This is a genomic window from Streptomyces sp. NPDC091412, assembly GCF_044756885.1.
Lineage (GTDB): Bacteria > Actinomycetota > Actinomycetes > Streptomycetales > Streptomycetaceae > Streptomyces.
Genome location: NZ_JBIVTV010000003.1, coordinates 295,662 through 318,407, shown reverse-complemented (window position 1 = coordinate 318,407; position 22,746 = coordinate 295,662). Strand labels below are relative to the sequence as shown.

Sequence of the window (22,746 nt, the reverse complement as noted above, 5' to 3'; positions counted from 1 at the left end):
CGAGGACCGTGCCCCGGCGCGGGCCTCGACGGTCAGAGGTCCAGCACCAGCCGGGGGCAGCGGGCGCGGCCGACGCAGATCATCATCGTGTCGTTGGCGGCGCGTTCCTCCTGCGACAGGAGGCTGTCCCGGTGGTCGGGCACGCCCTCGACGACCTTGGTCTCGCAGGTGCCGCAGATGCCCTCCCGGCAGGAGTTCGAGGCGTCGATCCCCTGGTCCTCCAGCGCTTCGAGGATCGTCCTGCCGGCGGGCACGGTGACGCTGCGGCCGGAGCGCTGGAGCACCACCTCGAACTCCCCGTCGGCGTCCGCGGCGCCGGGCTCCCGGGGCGCCGCGGCGAACCGCTCGGTGTGCAGGGCGCCGGGAGGCCACGGGACGCAGAGCCGCTCGACGGCGGCGAGCAACGGCTCGGGGCCGCAGCAGTAGACCGCCGTCCCCTCCCGCGGCACACCCAGGAAGGGCTCCAGGTCGAGCAGGCCGAACTCGTCCTGCGGGCGCACCAGCACCCGGTCGCCGTAGCGGGCCAACCGCGGCAGGAACGCCATGCTCACTCGCGTCCGCCCGCCGTACAGCAGCGTCCAGCGGGCGCCGGCGGCGGTGGCCCGGTCCAGCATCGGCAGCAGCGGGGTGATCCCGATGCCTCCCGCCACGAACAGGTACTCGGGGACGTCGACCAGCGGGAACCGGTTGCGCGGCCCGGTCACCTCGACCTCCTGACCGGGGCGCAGGGTGTCGTGCACGGCCCGGGAGCCGCCGCGGGACGCCGGTTCCCTGAGCACGGAGACCCGCCAGACGGACCGGTCCGCGGGCGATCCGTTGAGCGAGTACTGCCGGGTGAGGGAGCCGGGCAGGCACAGGTCCAGGTGCGCTCCCGGCTCCCACGCCGGCAGGTCGCCGCCGTCGGGCCGCCGCAGGTGCACCGAGACCACCCCTTCGGACTCCCAGACCAGGGCGGACACACGCAGCCGCAGCCGCCGCTCCCCGTCCGCGACGGGTGCCGCCGCCATCAGGGCACCCAGCTCAGGGTGCGGCCCCGGGCGGAGCCGAGGCGGACCACGGCGACCCGGGTGTCCAATCCGTCCGAGGTGCCTGGGCCGTCCGGGTGCCGGACGTCCACGTGCAGGGGGTCGTCTCCCGCCAGCACCATCGCGTCCGCGTCCGCCAGCAGGTGCCGTTCCTCCACCAGCAGCCGTCCTCCGGTGGACACCAGGACCAGCACATCGTCCTCGGCGCGGTCCACGGTCGTCCCGGCGCCGGGGTCGAGTACCTCCACACGGGCACGGACCGCCGCGGGGTCGGCCGCGACCTCCAGCAGCGCCCCGTCCGGCAGGGCTTCGGTGATCCGCGACGCTCCGGGCAGCGGGGCGGTGCTGGGGCCGTTTCCTTCGGCGAGCAGCCGCACCTGCCACTGCCAGGGCTCACGGCGGGGCGTGTCCGGTGCGGCCGCGACCTCCCGGCAGCCGCCGTCCACCTGCCGGTGGGCGTTGGCGCGGAGCAGGAGCCTCATCGGTCGTCCTCCTTCGTCGTCACTCGGGGAACTCGAGGGGATTTCTCACTCGAGGGCGTTTCTCAAGGGTGGGTGCCGGAGGCGCTCAGCGCACGGCGGCCAGGAAGGCTTTGGTCCGTTCGTGCCGGGGTGCGGTGATGACCTGCCGGGCGGGTCCGGTCTCGACGACCTGGCCGCCGTCGAAGAAGACCACCCGGTCGGCGACCTCGCGGGCGAAGCCCATCTCGTGGGTGACCACGATCATGGTCATGCCGGACGCGGCCAGGTCCCGCATCACCCTGAGCACGTCGCCGACGAGTTCGGGGTCCAGGGCGGACGTCGGCTCGTCGAACAGCATCAGCTTGGGCCGCATGCACAGCGCCCTGGCGATGGCCACGCGCTGCTGCTGCCCGCCGGAGAGGTGGCGCGGGTAGGCCTGGGCCTTGTCCTTGAGTCCCACCTGGTCGAGCAGGTCCAGCGCCCGCTCGGTGACGACCGCCTTGGGCTCCTTCAGCGCGCGCCGGGGCGCCTCGACGAGGTTCTCCAGCACGGTCATGTGGGGAAAGAGGTTGAAGTGCTGGAACACCATGCCGATCCCGGTGCGCCGGCGGCAGATCTCCTTGTCGCCCAGTTCGTGCAGCCTGGTCCCGCGCTGCTCGTAGCCCATCACCTCGCCGTCCACCCACATCCGGCCGCCGTCGACGGTCTCCAGATGGTTGATGCAGCGCAGGAAGGTGCTCTTGCCCGAGCCGGACGGGCCGATGAGGCAGACCACCTCGCCCCGCCGGACCTCCAGGTCGACTCCCTTGAGGACCTCCAACCGCCCGAAGTGTTTGCGGACCTTCTCGGCCCGGACCATCGGGGCCGGTTCCGCGGTGGCACTGCCGGTGGTCATGACTGCCTCCCGGTGGCGATCGGCGCGTGGGTGCTGAGCATCTGCCTCAGCCGCTGGAGCGGGGTGGGCGGCAGCGTGCGGTTGCCGCGCGCGAACCGGCGCTCGACGTAGAACTGCCCGATGGTGAGGACGCTGGTGACGACCATGTACCAGATGCTGGCGACGATGAGCAGCGGGATGGTCTGGAAGTTGCGCGAGTACAGGATCTGCGCGGAGTAGAGCAGGTCGGGCACGGCCAGCACGCTCACCAGGGCGGTGGTCTTGAGCATGCCGATGGTCTCGTTGCCGGTCGGCGGGATGATCACCCGCATGGCCTGGGGCAGGATCACCCGGCGCATGGTCTGCATCCGGGTCAGGCCCAGCGCTCCGGCGGCCTCGGCCTGGCCGTGGTCGACGGACAGGATGCCGGCCCGGACGATCTCCGACATGTAGGCGGCCTCGTTCAGGCCGAGGCCGAGGACGGCCGCGACCAGCGGGGTGATCAGCCGGTTGGCGTCCAGGGACAGGCCCGGGATGCCGAAGGTCAGCGTGGGGTAGAGCGCCGCCAGGTTGTACCAGAACAGCAGTTGCACCAGCACGGGCGTACCGCGGAAGAACGACACGTACAGGAACGCCGCGGAGCGCACGACGGGGTTGACCGACAGGCGCATCACCGCCAGGACGATGCCCAGTACGACGCCGAGGACCATGCAGATCGCGGTGAGTTCCAGTGTGACGGCCAGTCCGCGGCCGATGGACACGTCCCGCAGATAGGTGTTGACGACGTCCCAGCCGAAGCGGGGGTTGGTGAACACCGACCGCAGCGTCGCCGCGCCGATCAGCAGCAGCGCGACCGCCGTCAGCCAGCGGGCCGGGTGCCGTTTGGGGACGACGGTCGGCTCGGCGTCCGGTGTCTTCGCCTCGGTCTCCTGGGCGAGCGGGGTGGGCGGGGCGCTCATGTCAGCTCCCGGACTTCAGGTGCAGGCCGGCGGGAATGTCCCACTTCTTCATGAGCGACTCCATGGTGCCGTCGGACAGGAGGGCCTTCATGGCCGCGTCCAGGGCCGGCTTGAGCGCGGAGCCCTTGGGCACCGCGATGGCGATGGGGGACGGCTCGTAGTCGGCGCCGGGTGCGAGCTCGAACTTGCCGTTGGACGCCTTGGCCTGGAGCGCGAGGGAGACCGAGTCGGCCATCACCGCGTCGACCCGGCCGCTGACGACGGCGAGGTTGGCGCCGTCCTGGGAGGGGAAGAGCTCGGCCTTCACCGGGGCCTTGCCCGCGCCGGTGCACTGCTGGGAGACCGCGGGCAGCTGGTTGAGGCCCTGGAGGCTGCCCTTCTGGGCCGAGATGGTGTGCCCGCACAGCGACATCGGTTCCATCGCGAGGCCCAGCGGGTTGCCCGCCTTGACCGCGATGCCGGAGCCGCCGTTCAGGTAGGGCACGAAGTCGACGGTCTTCGCCCGCTCGGGGGTGCTGGAGAAGGCGGAGGCGCCGATGTCGAACTTGCGGGCGGCGAGGCCGGGCAGGATGCCGTCGAATCCGGCGTTGACGTGCGTGACCTTCAGGCCCAGCCGGGCGCCGAGGGCGTCCGTCATGTCGACGTCGAAGCCGATCATCGTCTTGTTGTCGGTGTCGAAGTACTCGAACGGCCGGTAGGACGCGTCGCTCGCCACCGCGAGCACGCCCTTGGACTTGACGTCGGCGGGGAGCAGCGCGGCGGCCGCGGCGTCCACCGCCGCCGTGCCGGCACCGCCGCCGGACGCCGCCGCGGACGGCCCCGGACCGGCGGAACCGCCTTCGGCCGATGCGTTGGTACAGCCGGCGAGAGCCAGCGCGACGACTGCCGCGAGGAGGGGAAGACGTATCGGATGGCGCACGGGATCGTCCTTCTTGAGGGAGGGCAGGACAGGGGTGGGTGGTGCGTCAGTGGGAAGGGTCGGAGCGGCGGCCCCGGACGGTCAGCAGGCGGCCGGAACGGTGGTGTCGGGGCGGTCGGCGGCCAGGTGGTAGAGGGCGTCGCCGAGGTCCACCAGCGGTGGCCGCCGGACGACGGCGACGATGCCGGTGCGGTGTGCGAGGACGGGGACGGAGGGCCGGGCGAGTTCCTCGACGGGGTGGACCCGGCCGATCGGATCGCCCTCCTCGACCTGTTGGCCGATGCGGGCGATGGGCTCGAAGAGCCCCCGTGCGGGGGTGTACACGGCGCCGTCGGCGAGCAGGTCGATCCAGCGGGTCGGTGGGGCGGGCGGGGTGTCCGGCTCCGCCGGGAGGATTCCGGCTCCGGCCAGGACCCGGCGCAGTCCGTGGACCGCGTCGGACACGAAGGCGGGATTGACCTCACCGCCGCCGCCGAGCTCGGTGGAGATCATCGCGACCCCGGCGTCGTCGGCGGCGGTGGAGAACGAACCGGGTTCGAACCGCGCGGGCACGACCATCGTCCAGGGCAGCCCCATCTGCTCCGTCAGCCGCCGCTTCGCCTGCCACGCCTCGGGGGTCGGGCCGTCGTAGACGAAGACCGACGGGAGGTAGTGGCTGCTCGATCCGCCGGAGTGCAGGTCCATCACCAGGTCGGCGTGCGGCAGCAGTTCGCCGGCCAGGGCGTGGGCGACCTGGTCGGTGGGGCCGCCCTTGTCGTTCCCGGGGTAGCTGCGGTTGAGGTTCCCGCCGTCGAGCGGGGAGACCCGGGACGCGGTACGGACCGCGGGCAGGTTCAGCGCCGGCAGGACGATGAGCCGGCCGGTCAGCCGCTCGGGATCGGTCTCGCGCAGCAGGCGGTGCAGGACCACCTGCCCCTCGTACTCGTCGCCATGGGTACCGGCGACGAGCAGGGCCGTCGGGCCCGGCGCGCCGGAGAGCACCGCGACCGGGACCGGGACGACGCCGTTGTCGTGCCGGTTGTCCGAGTGGGTGAGGTGGATGGCACCGATCCGGCGCCCCGGCGCGTCGAGGTCGATGCCGTGCAGCCGCGTCACGGCCCTCAGCCCTTCGCGGTCTGACCGGCGGCCTGCTCGGCGGCGAGCAGCCGGCCCAGGATCCGGCGGGCCTTGGCGACGCCGGCGTCCTGCCCGATGAGCACGTCGTGCTCGCCGTCGGGGCGCTCCCGCATCCCGATTTCCTGCTCGCGCAGCGCGTCGGCGTCCTCGCGCAGCACGGTCTCGAGGCCGACCTCCAGTTCCTTGGTGGCCCACTCGGCGTCGACCGCGAAGTTGCGGCTGAAGGCGTAGTAGTACCAGGTGGTCCGCTCGTCGACCGGGGTGATCCCGTTGAGCACCTTGATGAGGTGTCCCTCCTCGCGCGGGCGCCCCTGGGCGGTGATGCCGGAGTGCAGCACGTGGTAGCTCGGGATGTGGAACTCGGTGGCGTGGAACCGGTCGTACAGGCCCTCGGTGCCCATGGTCCGCGCGTACAGCGGCGGCGCCTCGACACCGGGCATGAAGCGGTCCACGGTCACGACGGTGCCGTCCACCTCGACGGTGATGCCGTACTCGGGGATGTAGTCGTCACCGACGGTCGTCTTGTGCAGGAACGTTTCGTGGGTGAGGTCGAGCAGGTTGTCGTGGATGAGGTCGTGGCGGCACTCGAAGAGCATCGTGTGGGTGACCGTCGCCCACGCGGGGTCGTTCATCCAGTGCGTGTCGGGGATCAGGCTCTCGTCGGCGAGGTCCTCGTCACCGGTCCACACCCAGATCCAGCCGTCCTTCTCCACTACCGGGTAGCGGCGCACGCGGGCCCGGGCGGGGATGGCGGCCTGGGCGGGGACGCGGGTGCACACGCCGTCGGGCCCGTAGGCGAAACCGTGGTACCCGCACTCGACGGAGTCCCCCACGGTGCGGCCGGCGGACAGCGGGTAGGCGCGGTGGGCGCAGCGGTCGGCGAGAGCCACGGCCGCGCCGTCCTGGGTGCGGTACAGCACGAGGGGTTGCTTGCAGACGACCCGGCGTACGGGCTTGCGGGTGACTTCGGTGGACCAGGCAACGACATACCAGGTGTTCAGAACGAACACGGCCAGACCTCCTCTGGATGCAGTGCGCACACCGTATACAGTGAGTTCAGGGAAGACAACGGTCCGCGCGAGGTGGAATTCTTCGGCGGAACGGAACCGAAATCCCGGTCCGGAACGGCGCTCAGGACGGAGACACAGAGGTGGAGCCTTTGCGGAGCGACCCCAGGGACACCCGGCCGTTGGGAGTCCGGGTGTACGAACAACTCCGCGACGAGATCGTCTCGGGCGACCTGGAAGCCGACGCCACCCTGGTGCAGGAGCAGGTGGCGGAGCGGCTCGGCGTGTCCCGCACCCCGGTACGGGACGCGCTGAACCGCCTTGCCCACGAGGGACTGGTCACCTGGCTTCCCGGCAGCGGATACATCGTCAACGCCCTGCAGCCCAAGGACATCGCCGAGGTCTACCAGGTGCGGCAGTCCCTGGAGACGCTGGCCCTGCGGCTGGCCTGCGGTCGGCACGACCGGGCCCGGCTGGCCCGGCTGGCGGCGGTGATCGAGGAGATGGCGGCCACGGATCCGGCCGACGCGGCGGCGCAGTTCGAACTCAACCGGTCCTTCCACCGGCTGCTGATCGAGCCCTGCGACAACGCGCTGCTCCTGCGGATGACCGACACCCTCTGGGACCACCCGGTCAACCGGCGCATCACCCGCTCCTACGTCCATGAGGCGGGCAACGTCCCGCTGATGGTGAGCGAGCACCGCGCCATCCTGGAGGCCGCCCGCACGGCGGACGAGGAGCTCCTGGTCCGCCTGGCGACCGAGCACATGTACACCGGCTACCGCGAGACCCTGCCCGCTGACAGCGGCCTCGACCTGGTGCCGCGGCCGGAGTCGGAGGAGCCTGGCTGAGGACGGGCCGCCTCACGCGGAGGGCAGGTCGAGTTCGGCGCGGACGGTCTTGCCGGGCAGGGCCACGCCCCGGGACACGCGGTCCAGCACCTCGCACCGGTCGGCGAGCGCGTCGACGAGGAACAGGCCTCGGCCCGCCTCGTCGAGCGGCGCCGGGGCCGTGGCCTCTTGACGCGCGGGCGGCCGGCGTTCACCGCGGGTGTCGGACACCTCGATGCGCAGCAGGAGGCCCGGGGTGTGCGTCAGGCGCAGTTCGAAGTCGCGGCCTGGTACGCGGCCGTGGGTCACGGCGTTGGCGGCCAGCTCGCCGACGATCGTGGCGGCGGCGTCGGAGAGCGGGGTGCCGTGCGGGACGCCCCAGGTGTGCAGCTGGACGAGGGCGAGGTGCCGGGCGAGGCGGGCGCCGAGCGGGGTGGAGCTGAAGCACTGGGTGAACATACTTACAGTAACCGGCCGTTGAGGCGCCGATGGTGCGGTCATGGGCCCAATCTGGTGCCCCGGAACAGCCTTTCACCAGGCAGACACTGCGTACGCCGCGACGGCGTACACGGTCACGGCGCAGGCAGTACATGTGACTATCCGTGAGAGCGTTCGTTGCTCGATGTGTACGGCGGGGCGCGGGTGCACGGGAGGCGGCCGATGGCGGCGGACAGCTTGGCGGGAACGGGCACGGGCGGCGAGCCCGAGTGCTCGGACAGTCTGCGGACGTTCGGGGCGGTCGTCCAGGCGTTGCGGGAGCACGCCGGTCTGAGCCGGGCGGAGCTGGGCGAGCTGGTCCGCTTCTCCAAACACACAGTGGCATCGGTGGAGTTGGGCCGCCGCATGCCGGACCCGGTCTTCGTGGAGCGGGCGGAACAGTCCCTGGGCAACACGGGCGCGCTGCGGAAGGCCGCGAGCCATTTGACTCGGCAGCCGGGACTGGCGGCATGGTTCCGGCAGTGGGCGCGGCTGGAGGCGATGGCGATCAGTCTCATCACGTACGAGTGCCGTCTGATTCCGGGACTGTTGCAGACGGAGGCGTATGCGCGCACGCTGTTCGTGAACCAACTGCCACCGCTGGGCGATGAGCAGATCGAGGCCCAGTGGGTGGCGCGAGCGGAACGGCAGAGGCTTCTGCGGGAGCGGCCGAACACGGCGTTCAGCTTCATCCTGGAGGAGCACCTGTTCCTACGGCGCACGGGCGGGGTGGACGTGACACGGGAGCTGATCGACCACGTGCTGGAGCTGGCGGAACTGCGCAACGTCGAGGTGCAGGTGATGCCTCAAGTCCGTGAGAACCACGCAGGGCTTGATGGCCCGATGCAGTTGCTCGAGACTCCGGAGAACCGGTGGTTCGCGTACAACGAAGGCCAGCGTGGCGGCCTGTTTGTGTCCGATGCCAAGGAGGTCAGTGTCCTGCAGATGCGGTATGCCAGGATGCGCTCACAGGCTCTTACCCTCGAAGACTCCGTGAGCCTGTTGCAACGGATGCGAGGAGCCCAATGAGCACCAGTGACCTGGCTTGGTTCAAGAGCAGTTACAGCAGCGGCGGAGACGGTGACTGCGTCGAGGTGGCCGTCTCCTGGCAGCAGCCGGCAGCCGCCGCGGCGGTGCGCGTCCGGGACTCGAAGGACAGGCGCGGCCCGCAGCTTGCCCTCTCCCCCGCCGCGTGGAACGACTTCGTCTCGTACGCCGCCCACGCCTGACGACTTACGACAACGCGCCCCGCACCGGTCGGCTCCGGTGTGGGGCGCTTTGCATTCACTTGCCGTTGGCCTGCGCATCCTTCAGCCGCTTCTCGAAGTAGGTGTGCGCGGTGCGCATCTCCTCCTCGCGGTTGGCCTCACAGAGGGGGCGATGCAGCCCTCGGGAGTAAACGTGCACCACACCCACCGCCAGCGACCGTTCCCAGTCGCTGATCTTCTTGATGGCGAGTCGCATGGGATCATCCCCGCGGGTGCAGCAAGCAGGTCCTGAGGAAGGTCGCGTCCCCGCCCGAGGCGGGACCATCCCCGCGGGTGCAGGGAGCAGCCGGCCCCGGTTGACCTCCTGTCGTGGGAGCAGGGACCATCCCCGCGGATGCGGGGAGCAGCAGCCCAACGGCACCGGGCGGCCCTGGCCATCCGCCGAACCCGGAGGCGACGCGCTCTCCCACGACAGCCACCACGGAGCCGGAGAGAACGCGCCCTCCCACGACGGCCGGGGCGACCCCCGGCACGCCTCGAAAGGTCCTGTGGCGGCCGCGCCCCGGACTGGCCTGGCAGTGGCAGCTCAATGGCAGGGCCGATCCCTCGGTCGACGTGCCCGTCTACGACATCGACGGCTTCGAGAACTCCGCGGCGGACGTGGCCCGTCTGCACCGGGCCGGCCGCAAGGTGATCTGCTACGTCAACGTCGGCGCCTGGGAGGATTTCCGGCCCGACAAGGACGCCTTCCCGCGCTCGGTGCTCGGCGCGACCAACGGGTGGGACGGCGAGCGCTGGCTCGACATCCGCCGCCTCTCCGTCCTGCGCCCGATCATGGAGCGGCGGTTCGACATGTGCCGGGACAAGGGCTTCGACGCGGTGGAACCCGACCTGCTGGAGGCTTACTCCAACCGGACCGGCTTCCCGCTCACCGCGCGCGACCAGCTCCGCTACAACCGGATGATCGCCGAAGTCGCCCACGAGCGCGGCCTGTCGGTGGGTCTCAAGAACGACCTCCCGCAGATTCCGCAGCTCGTGGGCGACTTCGACTTCGCCGTCAACGAGGAGTGCGCGCAGTACCGGGAATGCGAGCGGCTCACCCCGTTCGTGAAGGCCGGCAAGGCCGTCTTCCATGTGGAGTACGCGGTGCCCGCCGACGGCTTCTGTCCGCTCTCGCGCAGACTGGGCCTGTCGTCGATGCGGAAGAAGCTGGAGCTGGGGGTGTGGCGCGAGCCCTGCTGAGCCGGTTCGTCGAGGGCCCGCGGCCTCCAGGTCAGACCGTTTCGGGGGTCCTGGTCTCCTCGGTGAAGTCGATCTCCGGCGGCGGGATCCGGAACAGGCGGGTGAGGTAGGCGAGGTAGAGCACGCCCACGGCGAGCCAGATCAGGCCCAGGGTGATGGCCTTGCCGTCGAGGCGGGTCAGCAGCCAGATGTCGACCGCGGCGCCGATCGCCGGGAAGGCGACGTAGGTGAGCGGGTTCAGTCTGCTGCCCGCGCGGCGCTCGCGCAGGAAGGTGGCGATCACGCTGAGGTTCACCGAGGTGAAGGCGGTGAACGCGCCGAAGTTGATGAACGACGTGGAGGTCGCCACGTTGAGTCGCAGCGCGATGAGCCCGATGACGCCCGTCAGCACGATGTTGACGGCCGGGGTGCGGAACCGGGGGTGGACGAACCCGAAGAAGCGGCGGGGCAGCACCCCGTCCCGGCCCATCGCGAACAGCAGGCGGGAGGCGCTGGCCTGGGCGGCGATGCCCGAGGCGAACTGAGCGACCACCAGACCGGCCAGGAAGATCGAGGAGAACAGGCTCCCGGCGATCGTCCTGGCGATCTCGAAGGCGGCCGAGTCCGGGTCGGCGAAGGTGCTCCCCGGGTGGACGAGCTGGGTCGTGTACGCGAGCAGGACGAAGATTCCGCCGCCGATCAGGGCGATGAGGATGATCGCGCGGGGGATGGTGCGCCGCGGCTCGACGGTCTCCTCGGTGAGGGTGGTGACGGCGTCGAAGCCGAGGAAGGAGTACGCGGCGATGGCCGCTCCGGCCGAGACGCCGACCAGGGTGCTGTTGTCGTTGAGGAACGGCGTGGCGCTGAACAGCCCTCCGGCGCCCGAGTGACGGAAGACGTGGAGCAGCGAGAAGAGCGCGAAGAAGCCGATGACGAGGACCTGGAAGATCATGAGCAGGTCGTTGGTCTTCTCCGCGGTGCGGATGCCGCGCACGTTCAACGCGGTGGTGATCGCGATGAAGCCGACGATCCAGACCCAGAAGGGCACGCCGGGGAACTGGGCGTGCAGGTAGGCGCCGCCGATCAGCCAGATGACCATGGGCAGGAAGAAGTAGTCGAGGAGCGTCGCCCACCCGACGAGGAAGCCCGCCCTGGAGTCGATGGCCCGCCGCACGTAGGTGTAGGCCGAGCCCGCCACCGGATGGGCCGCGGCCATCTTGCCGTAGCTGTGCGCGGTGAAGATCATCGCGACCATGGCCAGCAGGTAGGCGGTCGGCACGGTGCCGTTGGTCGTCTGCGCGATGACTCCGTACGTGCCGAGCACGATCAGGGGGGTCATGTAGGCGAGGCCGAAGGCGACGACCGATCTGAGGGTCAGGGTCCGGTTCAGCGTCGGGGTGGGCTGTTCCATGGCGGGGCTCCAGGGGGCGCGTAGGGGCCGGGCGGGCTTCCGGGGATGTGTCGGCGGGCGAGGGGGACGGGGCGGAGGCGAATGTGCCGGGCGGTCAGCCGCCGGCGCGGCGGTCCGGATTCCAGCGGCGGGGGTCGATCCGCCCCTGGTACAGCGGCAGTTCGATCGGGGCGTCACCGTCCTGGAACTGGTCCCACACACGGTTGAGGCCCGCCGTGCCGTGGGTCCGGACCCGGGTGACGTCGTCGAGGTCGAGCACATCGGTGAGGACGGTGGGCAGGGCGTCGGGGGCCTCGACCCGTACCCGGCCCTCCGGGTCCACCACGAGACTGCGGCCGGTGCCGACCGGGCCCGCGGTGTTGACGCTGATCACGTAGACCTGGTTCACCATGGCGTTGGCCCGGGCGAGGACCAGTTCCTGGGCACGGTCGGCGGTCGTCGTCATGACCGGATTGACGATCACTTCCGCGCCCATCCAGGCCAGATGCCGGGAGACCTCGGGGAACCACGCGTCGTAGCAGATCGCGAAGCCGATCCGGCCCGCCTCGGCCAGGTCGGCCACGACGAAGCGGTCGCCGGGGTCGTACGGCTCGTAGGGGCGCCAGGGGAAGACCTTGCGGTAGGAGGCCGCGAGCCGGCCCTCGGGCGAGAAGGCCAGAGCGGTGTTGAACAGCTCGCCCCGCGGACCACGCTCGCACACGCTGCCGGGCAGCAGCCAGATGCCCAGGTCACCCGCCAGTTCGGCGAGCATCCTGGTCCGGGGGCCGTCCAGCGGCTCCGCGGACTCCCTCAGCTGGGCGTCCCGCTCCTCCCGGGAACCCTCCACGCCGCACAGGTGCAGCTCGGGATGAACCACCAGACGGGTCCCGGGGAACCTCGCGAGGAGGTCCTGGACCTCGTCGGCGAAGCCGGCCAGCGGCGAGCGGGAGGAGCGCGGAGGGGCCTGCGCGAGGGCGATGGGCAGGGGCCGGGACACGGGAGTCACCACTTTCGGACAGCAGGTGGCCTGATGGCGAAAAAAAATAGAGCACGATGAGCACTTAAACAAGAGTGTTCAAGATGAGCACTTTTGAGTACGGTGTCGCCATGCCCGGCTCCCCCGTGAACTCCCGCCCGGCGCGCGCGGAGCAGGCCACGCACGGCCTGAACGCGCCGCCGCTCACCGCCATCCGGCGGCTGTCCGCCCTGGACGTCGTACGGGCCCGGATCGCGCTCGCCGTCGATCTCGGCCTGCTGGCGCCCGGTGAGCGGCTGCCGGGCAGCGACCGGATCGCCGAGGCCCTGGGCGTTTCCGAGATCACGGTCCGCCGGGCCCTGGTGGCGTTGTGCAAGGAGGGCGTGCTGGAGCGCAGACGCGGCCGCACCGGCGGGACGCTGGTGGCCGAGCGGCCCGCGCACTCGACGGTCGGGGCCATCGAGACGTACCGGGCGGCATCGGCCGACGTGCACCAGCTGATCGACCACCGGCTCGTCCTGGAGTGCGGGGTCGCCCATCTGGCCGCGGTCCGCGGCCTCGGCCCGGAGTCCGCGCGGGAACTGGACCGGCTGGTCGATGAGATGGACCGGGCCCCGAGCTGGGCGGAGTTCCACGGCTGCGACGAGCGGTTCCACATGGCGGTGGCCGCCGCGACCGGACTCGACTCCGTCGCCGAGCCCTACGGCGCCGTGCTACGGGAGCTGTACCGCTACTACCTGCCCTACCCGCTGGACTTCCTGCGCCACTCCAACGACGAGCACCGCGCCCTGGTGAAGGCGATTCTGCGCGGGGACGCGGCGGAGGCGGCCGAGGTGGCGCGCCGGCATGTCGAGGAACTCCACAAGAGCATGTTCATGGACCTCCTCGACCGACGCTGACCGGAACGGGCGGTCCACTGCCGCGCCGGGCGCACCCCTGCCCCGGCCGGCCCGGCGCACCCGCGGCCGGCCCCGGCACCCGCACCCGGCCGCCGCGGCGTTCGCCCACATCAGCGAAGTGATCCGGGGCAGGGGCCTCGGCCGTCGGCGCCCCGGCGGCGATCACACTCAAGAGCACGACCGCGGAGCCGATCACGGCCGCACGCGGTGAAGGAGGATGCCATGTCCACCGCGCGCGAGGAGCGGGCCCGGGCGGCCGGGGAGGCCGACCGGCTGACGGCGCAGGGAGTGACCGGGGTCGTCCTCACCATGGTGGACACCGCGGGCATCACCCGTATCAAGACCGTGCCGGTCTCGGCGCTGCCCGACGCCGTGCGGTGGGGTGTCGCCATGCCGCCGGTCTTCGACCTGTTCCTGGCCGACGACTCCGTCACCGGCGGCGGGCTCACCGGCGCCCCCGAGGGCGACCTGCGGCTCCTGCCCGACCTCGACCGGCTGACCCCGCTGGCCGCGCAGCCCGGCTGGGCCTGGGCGCCTGCCGACCGCCACGACCAGCGGGGCACTCCGTACCCCGGCTGTCAACGTCTGTTCGCCCGGCGGATGACCGAGCGGGCCGCCGAACGCGGTCTCGCCCTGCGGATGGGCTTCGAGACCGAGTGGGTGGTCGGCCGGGACGCGGACCCGTCCCCGTCCCGCCCGGCCGCGGGCCCCGCGTACGGCATGGCACGCTTCGTCGAGCTGTCCGACTACCTGCGCGACGTACTGGACGCCCTCGTCGCGCAGGGTGTCGCCGTGCAGCAGCTGCACCCGGAGTACGCGCCCGGCCAGTTCGAGGTGTCCGTGGCACCCTCGGACCCGGTGGGAGCGGCCGATCTGGCGGTGCTCGTGCGGGAGACGGTCAGGGCGGTCTCCGCGCGGCACGGGCTGACGGCGTCGTTCGCCCCGGTCGTCGAGGCGGGAGCGGTCGGCAACGGTCGCCACCTGCACCTCAGTCTCTGGCAGGACGGCCGGAACCTGTGCCGGGACGGGGACGGCCGGCACGGCATGACGGCGGTCTGCGAGGCGTTCCTCGCGGGCGTCCTGCGGGAGCTGCCCGCGCTGCTCGCCCTCGGTGCGCCCTCGGCCGCCAGCTATCTGCGGCTCGAACCCTCGCGCTGGGCCGGCGCGTTCCAGTGCTGGGGCCCGGAGAACCGGGAGGCCGCGATCCGCTTCGTCGCCGGGGCGCCGGACGCCGACTGGGCGGCGAACGCCGAGATCAAGAGTTTCGACGCGGCGGCCAACCCCTACCTGGCGGTGGGCGCGGTCATCGCCGCCGGCCTCGCCGGAATCGACACCGCCGCGACCCTCCCGCCGCCCGTCGTGGGTGACCCCGCCGAGGTGGGAGGGCACAAGCGGCTGCCCACCTCGCTCACCGAGGCGCTGGCGCACTTCGAGCGGTCGGCGGTGCTGCGCGAGGCGCTCGGGGAGCCGCTGTTCGGCGCGGTCGTCGCCGTACGGCGTGCGGAGGCCGCGCGGTTCGAGGGGGCGACCCCGCAGAGCATCGTGGCGGCCACCCGCCTGCGGTACTGACGGCCGGCGACCGGCCGCCGAAGGGCCCGCGCTCTGTCCTTCCTCCCGGTGCGCCTGGCACCGGGAGGAAGGGCGGCGGGTCAGCGGGCGGTCTGCGTGTGGACGTACTCGACGAGGTGGGTGAGCGCGTCGGGGTCGGTCGAGGGCATGACGCCGTGGCCGAGGTTGAAGATGTGGCCCTCCAGTCCAGCGGCCGCGTCCAGCACCTCCTGGGCCTTGGCCTCCATGGCCTTCCGGGGCGCGAACACCACGGTCGGGTCGAGGTTGCCCTGGAGCGCCTTGCCGGGGCCGACGCGGCGCGCGGCCTCGTCGAGGGGGACCCGCCAGTCGACGCCGACGACGTCCGCGCCGGCCTCGCCCATCAGGCCGAGCAGCTCGCCGGTGCCGACGCCGAAGTGGATGCGCGGGACGCCGTACCCGGCGACGGCCTCGAAGACCTTGGCGGAGGCGGGCAGCACCGAGCGGCGGTAGTCGACCGGCGAGAGGGCGCCGGCCCAGGAGTCGAAGAGCTGCACGGCGCTCGCGCCCGCCTCGATCTGCACCTTCAGGAAGGCGGTCGTGATGGCGGCGAGGCGGTCGAGCAGGTCGGCCCACAGCTCGGGGTCGCCGTACATCATCGCCTTGGCGTTCTCGTACGTCCGGGAGGGGCCGCCCTCCACGAGGTAGCTCGCGAGGGTGAAGGGGGCGCCGGCGAAGCCGATGAGCGGGGTGGACCCGAGTTCGCGGGTGAGCAGGCCGATCGCCTCGGTGACGTAGGAGACGTCCTCGGGGGTCAGGTCGCGCAGCCGCGCGAGGTCCTCACGGGTGCGCACCGGACGCTCGACGACCGGGCCGATGCCGGGCTTGATGTCGAGGTCGATGCCGATGGCCTTGAGGGGCACGACGATGTCGCTGAAGTAGATCGCCGCGTCCACGTTGTGCCGGCGGACCGGCTGGAGGGTGATCTCGGTGACCAGCTCCGGGCGCATGCAGGACTCGAGCATCGGGATGCCCTCGCGCACCTTGCGGTACTCGGGCAGGGAGCGCCCGGCCTGCCGCATGAACCACACGGGCGTGTGCGGCACGGGTTCACGCCTGCACGCCTTCAGGAAGGCGGAGTCGTAGGTGGCTGTCTGCGGCTGCCGGCTTGCGGGCGTCTGGTTGGCACTCACGCCCGCAAGTCTCGCATGCCCCCGATGACGCGAAGGCCCCGGTGTGCGGCCCCCGGACGGCGCCGCCGACGGCGGCGGGGTGTCTTGCCCTGCACAAAGGCCCGGTTCCCCTTAATCTTCCCGGCATGGCTGCGGCTCAGGGACGACTGTCGGACGGCACTGGCGGAACGGACGATCCGAAGGATCCGGGAAAGGGGGACTGCGATGCGAGCAGGGCGGCTCAGGCCCCGTTGCCCTTCCAAGCGGCGGTCGAGGCGCTGAGGTCCGCGCGGTTGCGGCCGCAGCTGGAGATCGAGCAGGTCCCGCCGCCGCAGCGGCTCGCCCCGTTCACGTACGCGCTGGAGGCCGCCGTCGTCGACGGGGAGCAGGACCTGGCCGACGGCCGGCTGGTGCTGCTGCACGACCCGGCCGGGCACGACGCCTGGCGGGGCACCTTCCGGCTGGTGACGCTGGTGCGCGCGGAGCTGGAGCCGGAGATGGCCTCCGACCCGCTGCTGCCGGACGTGTGCTGGTCGTGGCTGACCGGGGCGCTCCAGGCGCGCGGGCTGTTGTACGGCGAGCCGAGCGGGACCGTCACGCGTGCGAGTTCGCACTACTTCGGCGGGCTGTCGTCCCGACCGGCCGCCTCGCAGATCGAGATCCGCGCCTCCTGGACGCCCCGGGAGGGGCTGGGCGGGGTGCCGGACACCGCGGCGCACCTGGCGTCCTGGTGCGATCTGCTCGCCCAGGTCGCCGGGCTGCCGCCGGCCGGTCCGGGGGACGCGTCGGTGGTGACGCTGCCGCAGCGGCGCGGCCCGCAGTCACGCTGACGGCGGAGCCGTCCTCGCGCTGACGGGAAACGGGCACCCACGCTGACGAGGCCCCGCACCCGTGCGCGTACACCTGTCCGGGCACCTCACCGGCTTCTTGCCGTTTCTTTGTCGATACGGCCACTTTCAGGCAGGTATCGCTCCCGAACGACACCCAAGTGAACCGATTCGACCTTCGGATTATCGACAATGCGTTCGAATTAAACGCTCGGTCACTCACCAGATCGTGATCATTCTCTAAAGGACAGCGGGTTTGGTGCCGAAGACCACTGTGACCTTGCAAGCACGGTTCTTCCCGGCTTCATCCCCACAAGCCGGCCCCGTCCCCCCACCCCCCAGGAGGCCTGGTGTCCGTTCTCCTCGAGCAGCCCGCAAGCCTGGTCGCCTACCGCCCGAACAAGCCGACCGCCATGGTCGTCGTGGCGGACCCGCGCGTCCGTTCCACCGTCACCCGTCATCTGTGGGCGCTCGGAGTCCGTGACGTCATCGAGGCGTCGTCCGTCGCGGAGGCCCGTCCCCGTATCGGTAATCCGCGTGACATCTGCGTGGCCGATGTCCACCTGCCCGACGGCTCCGGGCTCACGCTGCTGTCCGAGACCCGTGCCGCCGGATGGCCCAACGGCCTGGCCCTGTCCGCCGCCGACGACATCGGGGCGGTGCGCAACGCCCTGGCCGGCGGTGTCAAGGGCTATGTCGTCACCGGCACCCGCACCAACGTCGGGCTACCCACCCGGCCCGGCGCCGCCCCCATCGGCGCCGCTGCCGCCCGACTGCACCGCCGCCCCCCGGGCGCCCCGAGCCATCCGGGTGGTTTCCGTGAGCTCTCCGGCCGCGAGGTCGAGGTTCTGCGGCTGGTCGCGGAGGGTCAGTCGAACAAGGCGATCGGCGTCTCGATGGGCCTGTCCGCGCTGACCGTCAAGAGCCACCTCGCCCGCATCGCCCGCAAGCTCGGCACCGGCGACCGGGCCGGCATGGTCGCCGTGGCCCTGCGGACCGGCATCATCCACTGACCGCCCCGACCAGCCCTTTCCCGGCTTGTCCGTCACCATCCCCGATCCCCCGCTCACCTCTCCCCCGTCCCCCCGTCAGCACGTTCAGCACCCGATCCGTCCACCCGAGAAACCGTCCCCTCCCCCCGGTCGTCCCCCCGGTCGCGCTCCGCGCGTGCCCCCTGCCGGTCGTGCACCGGACGTATCACCTGCCTGACCGGTTTACGACCCCCCGGCGCCCGCCGACGGAACGTTCCGTCGGCGGGCGCCGTCCATCCACGGATACTCTTGACATGTGACCGACGCCCAAGAGACCGCAGCAGACAGCTCACTGCGAACCACCGGAGGCGCCCCTCCGGACGACGGCGGATCTTCTGGCACCGGGGCGCCGATCCCCCTGCTCGAACCCCGTGAGGGCATCCCGCCCGTGATCGCCGACGCGGACGCGCTCGCCGAGGTGACCGCCGCGCTCGCGGCCGGCTCCGGCCCCGTCGCCGTCGACGCCGAACGGGCCTCCGGCTACCGCTACGGCCAGCGCGCCTACCTGGTGCAGCTGCGTCGCCAGGGCGCCGGCACGGCGCTGATCGACCCCGTCGCCTGCCCCGACCTGTCCGGTCTCGGCGGAGCGCTGGCCGGTGTCGAGTGGGTGCTGCACGCGGCCACCCAGGACCTGCCGTGCCTGCGCGAGATAGGCATGCTGCCGACCAGCCTGTTCGACACCGAACTGGCCGGCCGGCTGGCCGGGTACCCGCGGGTCGGGCTCGGCGCGATGGTCGAGGGCGTGCTGGGCTTCGTCCTGGAGAAGGGCCACTCCGCCGTCGACTGGTCGAACCGGCCGCTGCCCGAGCCGTGGCTGCGGTACGCGGCGCTCGACGTGGAGCTGCTCGTCGACCTGCGCGACGCCCTGGAGAAGGAGCTGGACCGGCAGGGCAAGCTGGAGTGGGCGCTTCAGGAGTTCGACGCCATCGCCTCGGCGCCGCCGGCCGAGCCGCGCAAGGATCCCTGGCGGCGCACCTCCGGAATGCACAAGGTGCGCCGCAGGCGGCAGCTCGCCGTCGTGCGGGAGCTGTGGCAGACCCGGGACCGGATCGCCCAGCGGCGGGACGTGTCGCCCGGCAAGGTGCTCTCCGACGCGGCCATCGTGGAGGCCGCGCTCGCCCTGCCGGCCAATGTGCAGGCGCTCACCGCGCTGAACGGCTTCGGGCACCGGACCGGCCGGCGGCAGCTGGAGCAGTGGCAGAGCGCGGTGGAGCGGGCCAAGGCCCTTCCGGAGTCGGCGCTGCCGCAGCAGGGGCAGCAGGTGACCGGGCCTCCGCCGCCGCGGGCGTGGGCCGACAAGGACCCGGTGGCGGCGGCGCGGCTCGCCGCCGCCAAGACCGCGGTGTCGGAGCTGGCCGAGCGGCTGAACATGCCGCAGGAGAACCTCGTCGCGCCGGACACCGTACGGCGCCTGTGCTGGGAGCCGCCGAAGGGCGCCGACGCCGAGTCGGTCGGCGACGCCCTCGCCGGGTACGGTGCGCGGCCCTGGCAGGTGGAGCAGGTCACGCCGGTGCTGGTGAAGGCGCTGGCGGCCGGGGGCGCCTAGGACTGGTCGGCACTGGCGGCCAGGGGCGCCCGAGACCTTCAGGACCTGTCCGGCCGAGCGTGCCTCCCCCGTCGCCCGGGTGCCCGTGCCCTACCTGGTCGCCCCCTTCATGAAGCCGTTGTAGATGAAACGCTGGAGGAACAGGAAGACGATCAAGGTCGGCAGGATGACGAGAACCGCTCCTGCCGAGATCGTCTCCCAGTGGGCGCCGAAGGGGCCGCGGAAGCGGAACAGGGACGTCGAGATCACGCCAAGATCCTCGGAGGGCATGTAGAGGAAGGGGATGTAGAAGTCGTTGTAGACGGTGATCCCCTTCACGATCACGACCGTCGCGATCGCGGGCTTCAGCAGCGGAAAGATGATCTTCCGGTAGATCGTGAAGGCGTTGGCGCCGTCCAGGCGGGCCGCCTCGTCCAGGGACAGGGGGATGGACCGGACGAACTGGAGGAAGATGTAGATCGACACGATGTCCGTGCCCATGTAGAGGGCGATCGGCGCCCAGCGCGTGTCGAACAGGCCGAAGCCGTTGACGATCTGGAAGGTCGCCACCTGGGTGGTGACACCGGGGACCAGCGCGGCGACCAGGAACAGCGCCACCACGAGCTTCCTGAAGCGGAAGGTGAAGCGGTCGATGGCGTAGGCCGTCATGGAGCCGATCAGCACGGTGCCGCCGATGGCGAAGACCAGGATGAAGGCCGTGTTGCCGAACGCGGAGAGCATCCGGCCGTCCTGGAACGCGGTGGCGTAGTTGCGGAAGTTCAGCGGATCGCCGGGGAGCGTGAGCGCCCCGCCGTCGTCGGCCATCTCCTCCGGCGTCTTCAGCGAGGTCATCAGGACCACACCGAGCGGGAGCAGCACGACCAACGACGCGGCGGCCAGCGAGGTGTACACCAGGGTCCGGGCGACGATGCGGCGTGTCATACCAGGTCCACCCTGTCGTCGGGGACGAGGCGCCGCTGGGCCCAGGTCACCGCCAGGATGATCAGCAGCAGCACGACCGCGGCCGCCGAGGCGAGCCCCGTCTTGTTGAACTGGAAGGCCAGCTTCACGGTCTGGATCACGAAGGTCTCGGTGCCGGTCGCCCCGCCGGTCATGATGTACGGGATCTCGAAGGCCGACAGCGAGCCGGAGACGGACAGGATCACGGTCAGGGTCAGCACCGGCTTGATGCCGGGCGCGATGATGTGCCGGAACTGCTGCCAGCGGTTCGCCCCGTCCAGTTCGGCGGCCTCGTACAGCTCCCCCGGGATGGACTGGATCGCGCCCAGGAACAGGACGAAGTTCAGGCCCAGGTAGCGCCAGACGGAGACCCCGGCGAGCGACGTGTTCGCGGAGACGGGCGTACCCAGCCAGGCGTGCGAGGAGTGCCGGCCGAACAGGGCCAGGACGGAGTCGAGGGTGCCCCCGTCCTGGAAGAAGTAGAGGAAGACGAAGCCGATCGCGACGCCGTTGATCAGGTACGGGAAGAAGAGCACGCCCTTGAAGAAGTTCCTGAACCGCACGTCGAAGCTGAGCACGGTGGCGAAGTAGAGGGCGGCGGCGATCTGCACGGCGGAGGCGGCCAGGTAGTAGCCGCTGACGAAGAACACCTCGAACAGCTCGGGGCGGGTGAACAGTTCGGTGTAGTTGTGGCCGCCGGTGTAGTGCAGCTCGGGGCTCACCCCGTCCCAGTCGGTGAAGCTGTACGCGACCATGTTGGCGACCGGCGCGTAGGTGAAGGTGATCAGCAGGGCGAGCGGGGCGAGCAGGAAGAGCCAGGGGGTCAGCCCCCGCCGCACGCGCGCGCGGCGCGGGACGGGGGCCGGGGCGGCGGCGACGGGCGGCGCGGCCGGCCCGGCGGTGGTGTCCGTCATCAGGACCCCGCGTTCTTCCGCGCCGCCGTCCACTTCCCGCCGAGGTCGTCCAGGAAGCCGTCGAGGCTGCCCTTGCGGGCACCGCGCGCGAGGTCGACGAGGTTCTGCCGGTAGCCGGGCTTGTAGATGCCGATCTCGGACTCGTCGTCGATCAGCTTCACCCGGGCGCCGGCGGTGTCGTCCAGTTCGATGAGCTTCACGCCCGCGTCCCGGTACGGCGTGAGGACCGCCGGCAGGGGCGCGTCCTTCAGCGGCGAGATGGCGAGGTTGTCCTTGTCGTAGCCGGACTGGTCGGTGAACCAGTCGATCCAGGCACGGGCCGCGGCCTTGTGCCGGGAGTGGATGTTGACGGCCTGGTTGTAGTCGGGGCCCACGACCCCGCAGAACGTGCCGTCCGTCTGGGCCGGGAAGGGCATGAACCCGATGTCGCCGGGGTCCACTCCGGCCTTCTCGGCCGCGTCCTGGAACTGGATGATCGCCCAGGTGCCGAGCCACTGCGTGGCGATCTCGCCCTTGGCCAGCCGCGCCTTGGAGGCCTCCCAGTTGGTGGTGGTCGGGTCCTTCTCGGCCAGGCCCCGACGCACGATGTCGTACAGCAGGGTGTCGCCGACCCGCAGGTCCGCGCCCCGCGCCCAGGGGTCGCCCTCGGCCAGCTTCGTCGTCGCGCCGGTGTCGCAGTGCACGGAGCCGTTGACGTAGGTCCAGGAGGTCAGCGGCCACTGGGCGGCGAAGTTGGTGTAGTACGGGGTCGCGCCGGTCCTGTCCTTGATGGCCTTCAGATCGGCCAGGAACTGGGCGGACGTGGTGGGCCACTCGGTGATCCCGGCCCGCTCCCAGACCTTCTTGTTGTAGACGAAGCCGGGCATCACGCCGATCGGGCTCTGCCCGTAGACCTTGCCGTCGACCGTGGTGAAGTCGGTGAACCGGTACTTCTCGGCGCGCTCGGCCCGGGTGCCGAGCGAGGCGAAGAACTTCGGGTAGTCGCTCTTCTTGATCACCCCGGGGATCATCAGGACGTCGCCGTAGTTCTCGGTGTTCATCCGGATCTTGACTTCGGACTCGTAGTCGGTGAGCGCCTGAAACTCGACCTTCACCTTCGGGTACGTCCGGTTGAACGCGGCGGCGTACTTCTTCATCGTGCCGTCCTGCACCAGGTCGGTGCGCTGGGTGAGGACGGTGATGGTCCCGCTCACCTTCGCGGGGTCGTCGGGTGCCTCGGCGTCCTGTCCCTTCGAGACGCCTCCGGTGCCGGTGCACCCGGTGAGCAGCAGGGCCGCGGTGGTCGCGGCGAGAAAAGTGCGGCGGTTCATGTGCGTCAGCTCCGTTCTGCGGACGGACGAGCACTGCGGATGGGCCGGCCGGACGGCCGGGTTGGCTGGTTCGGCACTCTGACAGCGCTTTCTCAACCGGTAAAGTCCGAATCTCGCC

At 71.3% G+C, this 22,746-nt stretch carries 24 protein-coding genes; 9 read left to right on the top strand and 15 right to left on the bottom strand.

Features of this window, described 5'->3' with window-relative positions:
* Nucleotides 1-32 precede the first annotated feature (32 nt).
* The 7 genes from ACIQMV_RS09535 to ACIQMV_RS09505 all read right to left on the bottom strand — a co-directional run bounded on the left by ACIQMV_RS09535 (nt 33) and on the right by ACIQMV_RS09505 (nt 6,364).
* Nucleotides 33-1,007, bottom strand: coding sequence for a PDR/VanB family oxidoreductase (locus ACIQMV_RS09535; RefSeq protein ID WP_402592192.1), 975 nt, complete (start codon nt 1,005-1,007; stop codon nt 33-35).
* A complete protein-coding gene (locus ACIQMV_RS09530) occupies nt 1,007-1,507 on the bottom strand; it encodes a hypothetical protein (protein ID WP_402592191.1) in 501 nt (166 codons plus the stop codon). The genes ACIQMV_RS09535 and ACIQMV_RS09530 overlap by 1 nt, the downstream gene beginning before the upstream one ends.
* 85 nt (nt 1,508-1,592) lie before the next feature.
* Nucleotides 1,593-2,381, bottom strand: a complete 789-nt coding sequence (locus tag ACIQMV_RS09525; protein WP_281154323.1) for an amino acid ABC transporter ATP-binding protein — start codon at nt 2,379-2,381, stop codon at nt 1,593-1,595.
* Nucleotides 2,378-3,319 (bottom strand): amino acid ABC transporter permease, encoded by a 942-nt coding sequence (locus ACIQMV_RS09520; protein ID WP_402592190.1) that lies wholly within the window; start codon nt 3,317-3,319, stop codon nt 2,378-2,380. Before ACIQMV_RS09520 ends, ACIQMV_RS09525 begins: the two co-directional genes overlap by 4 nt.
* A gap of 1 nt (nt 3,320) precedes the next feature.
* Nucleotides 3,321-4,238, bottom strand: coding sequence for an ABC transporter substrate-binding protein (locus tag ACIQMV_RS09515; protein ID WP_402592189.1), 918 nt, complete (start codon nt 4,236-4,238; stop codon nt 3,321-3,323).
* 81 nt (nt 4,239-4,319) lie between these two features.
* Nucleotides 4,320-5,333: a succinylglutamate desuccinylase/aspartoacylase family protein gene (locus tag ACIQMV_RS09510; protein WP_402592188.1), complete on the bottom strand. Its 1,014-nt coding sequence runs from the start codon at nt 5,331-5,333 to the stop codon at nt 4,320-4,322.
* 5 nt (nt 5,334-5,338) lie between these two features.
* Nucleotides 5,339-6,364: a Rieske 2Fe-2S domain-containing protein gene (locus ACIQMV_RS09505; RefSeq protein ID WP_402592187.1), complete on the bottom strand. Its 1,026-nt coding sequence runs from the start codon at nt 6,362-6,364 to the stop codon at nt 5,339-5,341.
* 191 nt (nt 6,365-6,555) lie between these two features.
* On the opposite strand from ACIQMV_RS09505, the gene ACIQMV_RS09500 reads away from it, so the two are divergent.
* Entirely contained in the window at nt 6,556-7,212 is a 657-nt protein-coding gene (locus ACIQMV_RS09500; protein WP_402592186.1) for a GntR family transcriptional regulator, read from the top strand.
* A 12-nt stretch (nt 7,213-7,224) separates the two neighbouring features.
* Here ACIQMV_RS09500 and ACIQMV_RS09495 read toward each other — a convergent pair whose 3' ends face one another.
* The gene (locus tag ACIQMV_RS09495; protein WP_402592185.1) at nt 7,225-7,692 is read right to left on the bottom strand and encodes an ATP-binding protein; all 468 of its coding nucleotides are present in this window, start codon (nt 7,690-7,692) and stop codon (nt 7,225-7,227) included.
* Between the two features lie 159 nt (nt 7,693-7,851).
* Between ACIQMV_RS09495 and ACIQMV_RS09490 the strand changes: the two genes are divergently transcribed.
* Both ACIQMV_RS09490 and ACIQMV_RS09485 read left to right on the top strand, forming a co-directional pair.
* Nucleotides 7,852-8,697 carry a Scr1 family TA system antitoxin-like transcriptional regulator gene (locus ACIQMV_RS09490; protein ID WP_402592184.1) on the top strand — a complete coding sequence of 282 codons (846 nt, stop codon included), beginning with the start codon at nt 7,852-7,854 and terminating at the stop codon, nt 8,695-8,697.
* Nucleotides 8,694-8,897 carry a DUF397 domain-containing protein gene (locus ACIQMV_RS09485; RefSeq protein ID WP_402592183.1) on the top strand — a complete coding sequence of 68 codons (204 nt, stop codon included), beginning with the start codon at nt 8,694-8,696 and terminating at the stop codon, nt 8,895-8,897. The genes ACIQMV_RS09490 and ACIQMV_RS09485 overlap by 4 nt, the downstream gene beginning before the upstream one ends.
* Before the next feature lie 55 nt (nt 8,898-8,952).
* On the opposite strand, the gene ACIQMV_RS09480 is transcribed toward ACIQMV_RS09485, so the two are convergent.
* Nucleotides 8,953-9,132 carry a hypothetical protein gene (locus ACIQMV_RS09480; RefSeq protein WP_402592182.1) on the bottom strand — a complete coding sequence of 60 codons (180 nt, stop codon included), beginning with the start codon at nt 9,130-9,132 and terminating at the stop codon, nt 8,953-8,955.
* A gap of 113 nt (nt 9,133-9,245) precedes the next feature.
* Between ACIQMV_RS09480 and ACIQMV_RS09475 the strand changes: the two genes are divergently transcribed.
* Nucleotides 9,246-10,118: an endo alpha-1,4 polygalactosaminidase gene (locus tag ACIQMV_RS09475; protein WP_402592181.1), complete on the top strand. Its 873-nt coding sequence runs from the start codon at nt 9,246-9,248 to the stop codon at nt 10,116-10,118.
* A 31-nt stretch (nt 10,119-10,149) separates the two neighbouring features.
* Here ACIQMV_RS09475 and ACIQMV_RS09470 read toward each other — a convergent pair whose 3' ends face one another.
* Together ACIQMV_RS09470 and ACIQMV_RS09465 are read right to left on the bottom strand one after the other, a co-directional pair.
* Complete coding sequence (locus tag ACIQMV_RS09470; RefSeq protein ID WP_402592180.1) at nt 10,150-11,508, bottom strand: APC family permease; 1,359 nt, start codon at nt 11,506-11,508, stop codon at nt 10,150-10,152.
* Between the two features lie 94 nt (nt 11,509-11,602).
* Nucleotides 11,603-12,484: a carbon-nitrogen hydrolase family protein gene (locus tag ACIQMV_RS09465; RefSeq protein WP_402592179.1), complete on the bottom strand. Its 882-nt coding sequence runs from the start codon at nt 12,482-12,484 to the stop codon at nt 11,603-11,605.
* Nucleotides 12,485-12,567: 83 nt separating this feature from the next.
* Here ACIQMV_RS09465 and ACIQMV_RS09460 point away from each other — a divergent pair, with 83 nt between their 5' ends.
* Both ACIQMV_RS09460 and ACIQMV_RS09455 read left to right on the top strand, forming a co-directional pair.
* Complete coding sequence (locus tag ACIQMV_RS09460; RefSeq protein ID WP_402592178.1) at nt 12,568-13,362, top strand: FadR/GntR family transcriptional regulator; 795 nt, start codon at nt 12,568-12,570, stop codon at nt 13,360-13,362.
* 222 nt (nt 13,363-13,584) lie between these two features.
* Nucleotides 13,585-14,931, top strand: a complete 1,347-nt coding sequence (locus ACIQMV_RS09455; protein ID WP_402592177.1) for a glutamine synthetase family protein — start codon at nt 13,585-13,587, stop codon at nt 14,929-14,931.
* An 80-nt stretch (nt 14,932-15,011) separates the two neighbouring features.
* On the opposite strand, the gene hemE is transcribed toward ACIQMV_RS09455, so the two are convergent.
* Complete coding sequence (gene hemE / locus ACIQMV_RS09450) at nt 15,012-16,082, bottom strand: uroporphyrinogen decarboxylase (RefSeq protein ID WP_401779582.1); 1,071 nt, start codon at nt 16,080-16,082, stop codon at nt 15,012-15,014.
* 125 nt (nt 16,083-16,207) lie between these two features.
* Here hemE and ACIQMV_RS09445 point away from each other — a divergent pair, with 125 nt between their 5' ends.
* The 3 genes from ACIQMV_RS09445 (at nt 16,208) to ACIQMV_RS09435 (ending at nt 19,465) form a co-directional block, all read left to right on the top strand.
* On the top strand, nt 16,208-16,891 hold the full coding sequence (locus tag ACIQMV_RS09445) for a DUF3000 domain-containing protein (RefSeq protein WP_141357274.1): 684 nt from the start codon (nt 16,208-16,210) through the stop codon (nt 16,889-16,891).
* A 347-nt stretch (nt 16,892-17,238) separates the two neighbouring features.
* Nucleotides 17,239-17,901 (top strand): response regulator transcription factor, encoded by a 663-nt coding sequence (locus ACIQMV_RS09440; protein ID WP_100572546.1) that lies wholly within the window; start codon nt 17,239-17,241, stop codon nt 17,899-17,901.
* Nucleotides 17,902-18,175: 274 nt separating this feature from the next.
* On the top strand, nt 18,176-19,465 hold the full coding sequence (locus ACIQMV_RS09435) for a ribonuclease D (protein ID WP_402592176.1): 1,290 nt from the start codon (nt 18,176-18,178) through the stop codon (nt 19,463-19,465).
* 90 nt (nt 19,466-19,555) lie between these two features.
* On the opposite strand, the gene ACIQMV_RS09430 is transcribed toward ACIQMV_RS09435, so the two are convergent.
* From ACIQMV_RS09430 to ACIQMV_RS09420, 3 genes are read right to left on the bottom strand one after another with little or no spacing between them, the layout of a single operon-like run.
* Nucleotides 19,556-20,386: a carbohydrate ABC transporter permease gene (locus ACIQMV_RS09430; protein WP_141357278.1), complete on the bottom strand. Its 831-nt coding sequence runs from the start codon at nt 20,384-20,386 to the stop codon at nt 19,556-19,558.
* A complete protein-coding gene (locus tag ACIQMV_RS09425) occupies nt 20,383-21,318 on the bottom strand; it encodes a carbohydrate ABC transporter permease (RefSeq protein WP_401779573.1) in 936 nt (311 codons plus the stop codon). The genes ACIQMV_RS09430 and ACIQMV_RS09425 overlap by 4 nt, the downstream gene beginning before the upstream one ends.
* Nucleotides 21,318-22,628 carry an ABC transporter substrate-binding protein gene (locus tag ACIQMV_RS09420; RefSeq protein ID WP_402592175.1) on the bottom strand — a complete coding sequence of 437 codons (1,311 nt, stop codon included), beginning with the start codon at nt 22,626-22,628 and terminating at the stop codon, nt 21,318-21,320. Before ACIQMV_RS09420 ends, ACIQMV_RS09425 begins: the two co-directional genes overlap by 1 nt.
* Nucleotides 22,629-22,746 lie beyond the last annotated feature (118 nt).

What these genes read in the sequence shown, in the direction of transcription:
- ACIQMV_RS09535 (WP_402592192.1), bottom strand. Translation starts at nt 1,007, where the DNA reads ATGGCGGCGGCACCCGTCGCGGACGGGGAGCGGCGGCTGCGGCTGCGT.
- ACIQMV_RS09530 (WP_402592191.1), bottom strand. Translation starts at nt 1,507, where the DNA reads ATGAGGCTCCTGCTCCGCGCCAACGCCCACCGGCAGGTGGACGGCGGC.
- ACIQMV_RS09525 (WP_281154323.1), bottom strand. Translation starts at nt 2,381, where the DNA reads ATGACCACCGGCAGTGCCACCGCGGAACCGGCCCCGATGGTCCGGGCC.
- ACIQMV_RS09520 (WP_402592190.1), bottom strand. Translation starts at nt 3,319, where the DNA reads ATGAGCGCCCCGCCCACCCCGCTCGCCCAGGAGACCGAGGCGAAGACA.
- ACIQMV_RS09495 (WP_402592185.1), bottom strand. Translation starts at nt 7,692, where the DNA reads ATGACCGCACCATCGGCGCCTCAACGGCCGGTTACTGTAAGTATGTTC.
- ACIQMV_RS09490 (WP_402592184.1), top strand. Translation starts at nt 7,852, where the DNA reads ATGGCGGCGGACAGCTTGGCGGGAACGGGCACGGGCGGCGAGCCCGAG.
- ACIQMV_RS09485 (WP_402592183.1), top strand. Translation starts at nt 8,694, where the DNA reads ATGAGCACCAGTGACCTGGCTTGGTTCAAGAGCAGTTACAGCAGCGGC.
- ACIQMV_RS09480 (WP_402592182.1), bottom strand. Translation starts at nt 9,132, where the DNA reads ATGCGACTCGCCATCAAGAAGATCAGCGACTGGGAACGGTCGCTGGCG.
- ACIQMV_RS09470 (WP_402592180.1), bottom strand. Translation starts at nt 11,508, where the DNA reads ATGGAACAGCCCACCCCGACGCTGAACCGGACCCTGACCCTCAGATCG.
- ACIQMV_RS09460 (WP_402592178.1), top strand. Translation starts at nt 12,568, where the DNA reads ATGAGCACTTTTGAGTACGGTGTCGCCATGCCCGGCTCCCCCGTGAAC.
- ACIQMV_RS09455 (WP_402592177.1), top strand. Translation starts at nt 13,585, where the DNA reads ATGTCCACCGCGCGCGAGGAGCGGGCCCGGGCGGCCGGGGAGGCCGAC.
- ACIQMV_RS09445 (WP_141357274.1), top strand. Translation starts at nt 16,208, where the DNA reads ATGGCTGCGGCTCAGGGACGACTGTCGGACGGCACTGGCGGAACGGAC.
- ACIQMV_RS09430 (WP_141357278.1), bottom strand. Translation starts at nt 20,386, where the DNA reads ATGACACGCCGCATCGTCGCCCGGACCCTGGTGTACACCTCGCTGGCC.
- ACIQMV_RS09425 (WP_401779573.1), bottom strand. Translation starts at nt 21,318, where the DNA reads ATGACGGACACCACCGCCGGGCCGGCCGCGCCGCCCGTCGCCGCCGCC.
- ACIQMV_RS09420 (WP_402592175.1), bottom strand. Translation starts at nt 22,628, where the DNA reads ATGAACCGCCGCACTTTTCTCGCCGCGACCACCGCGGCCCTGCTGCTC.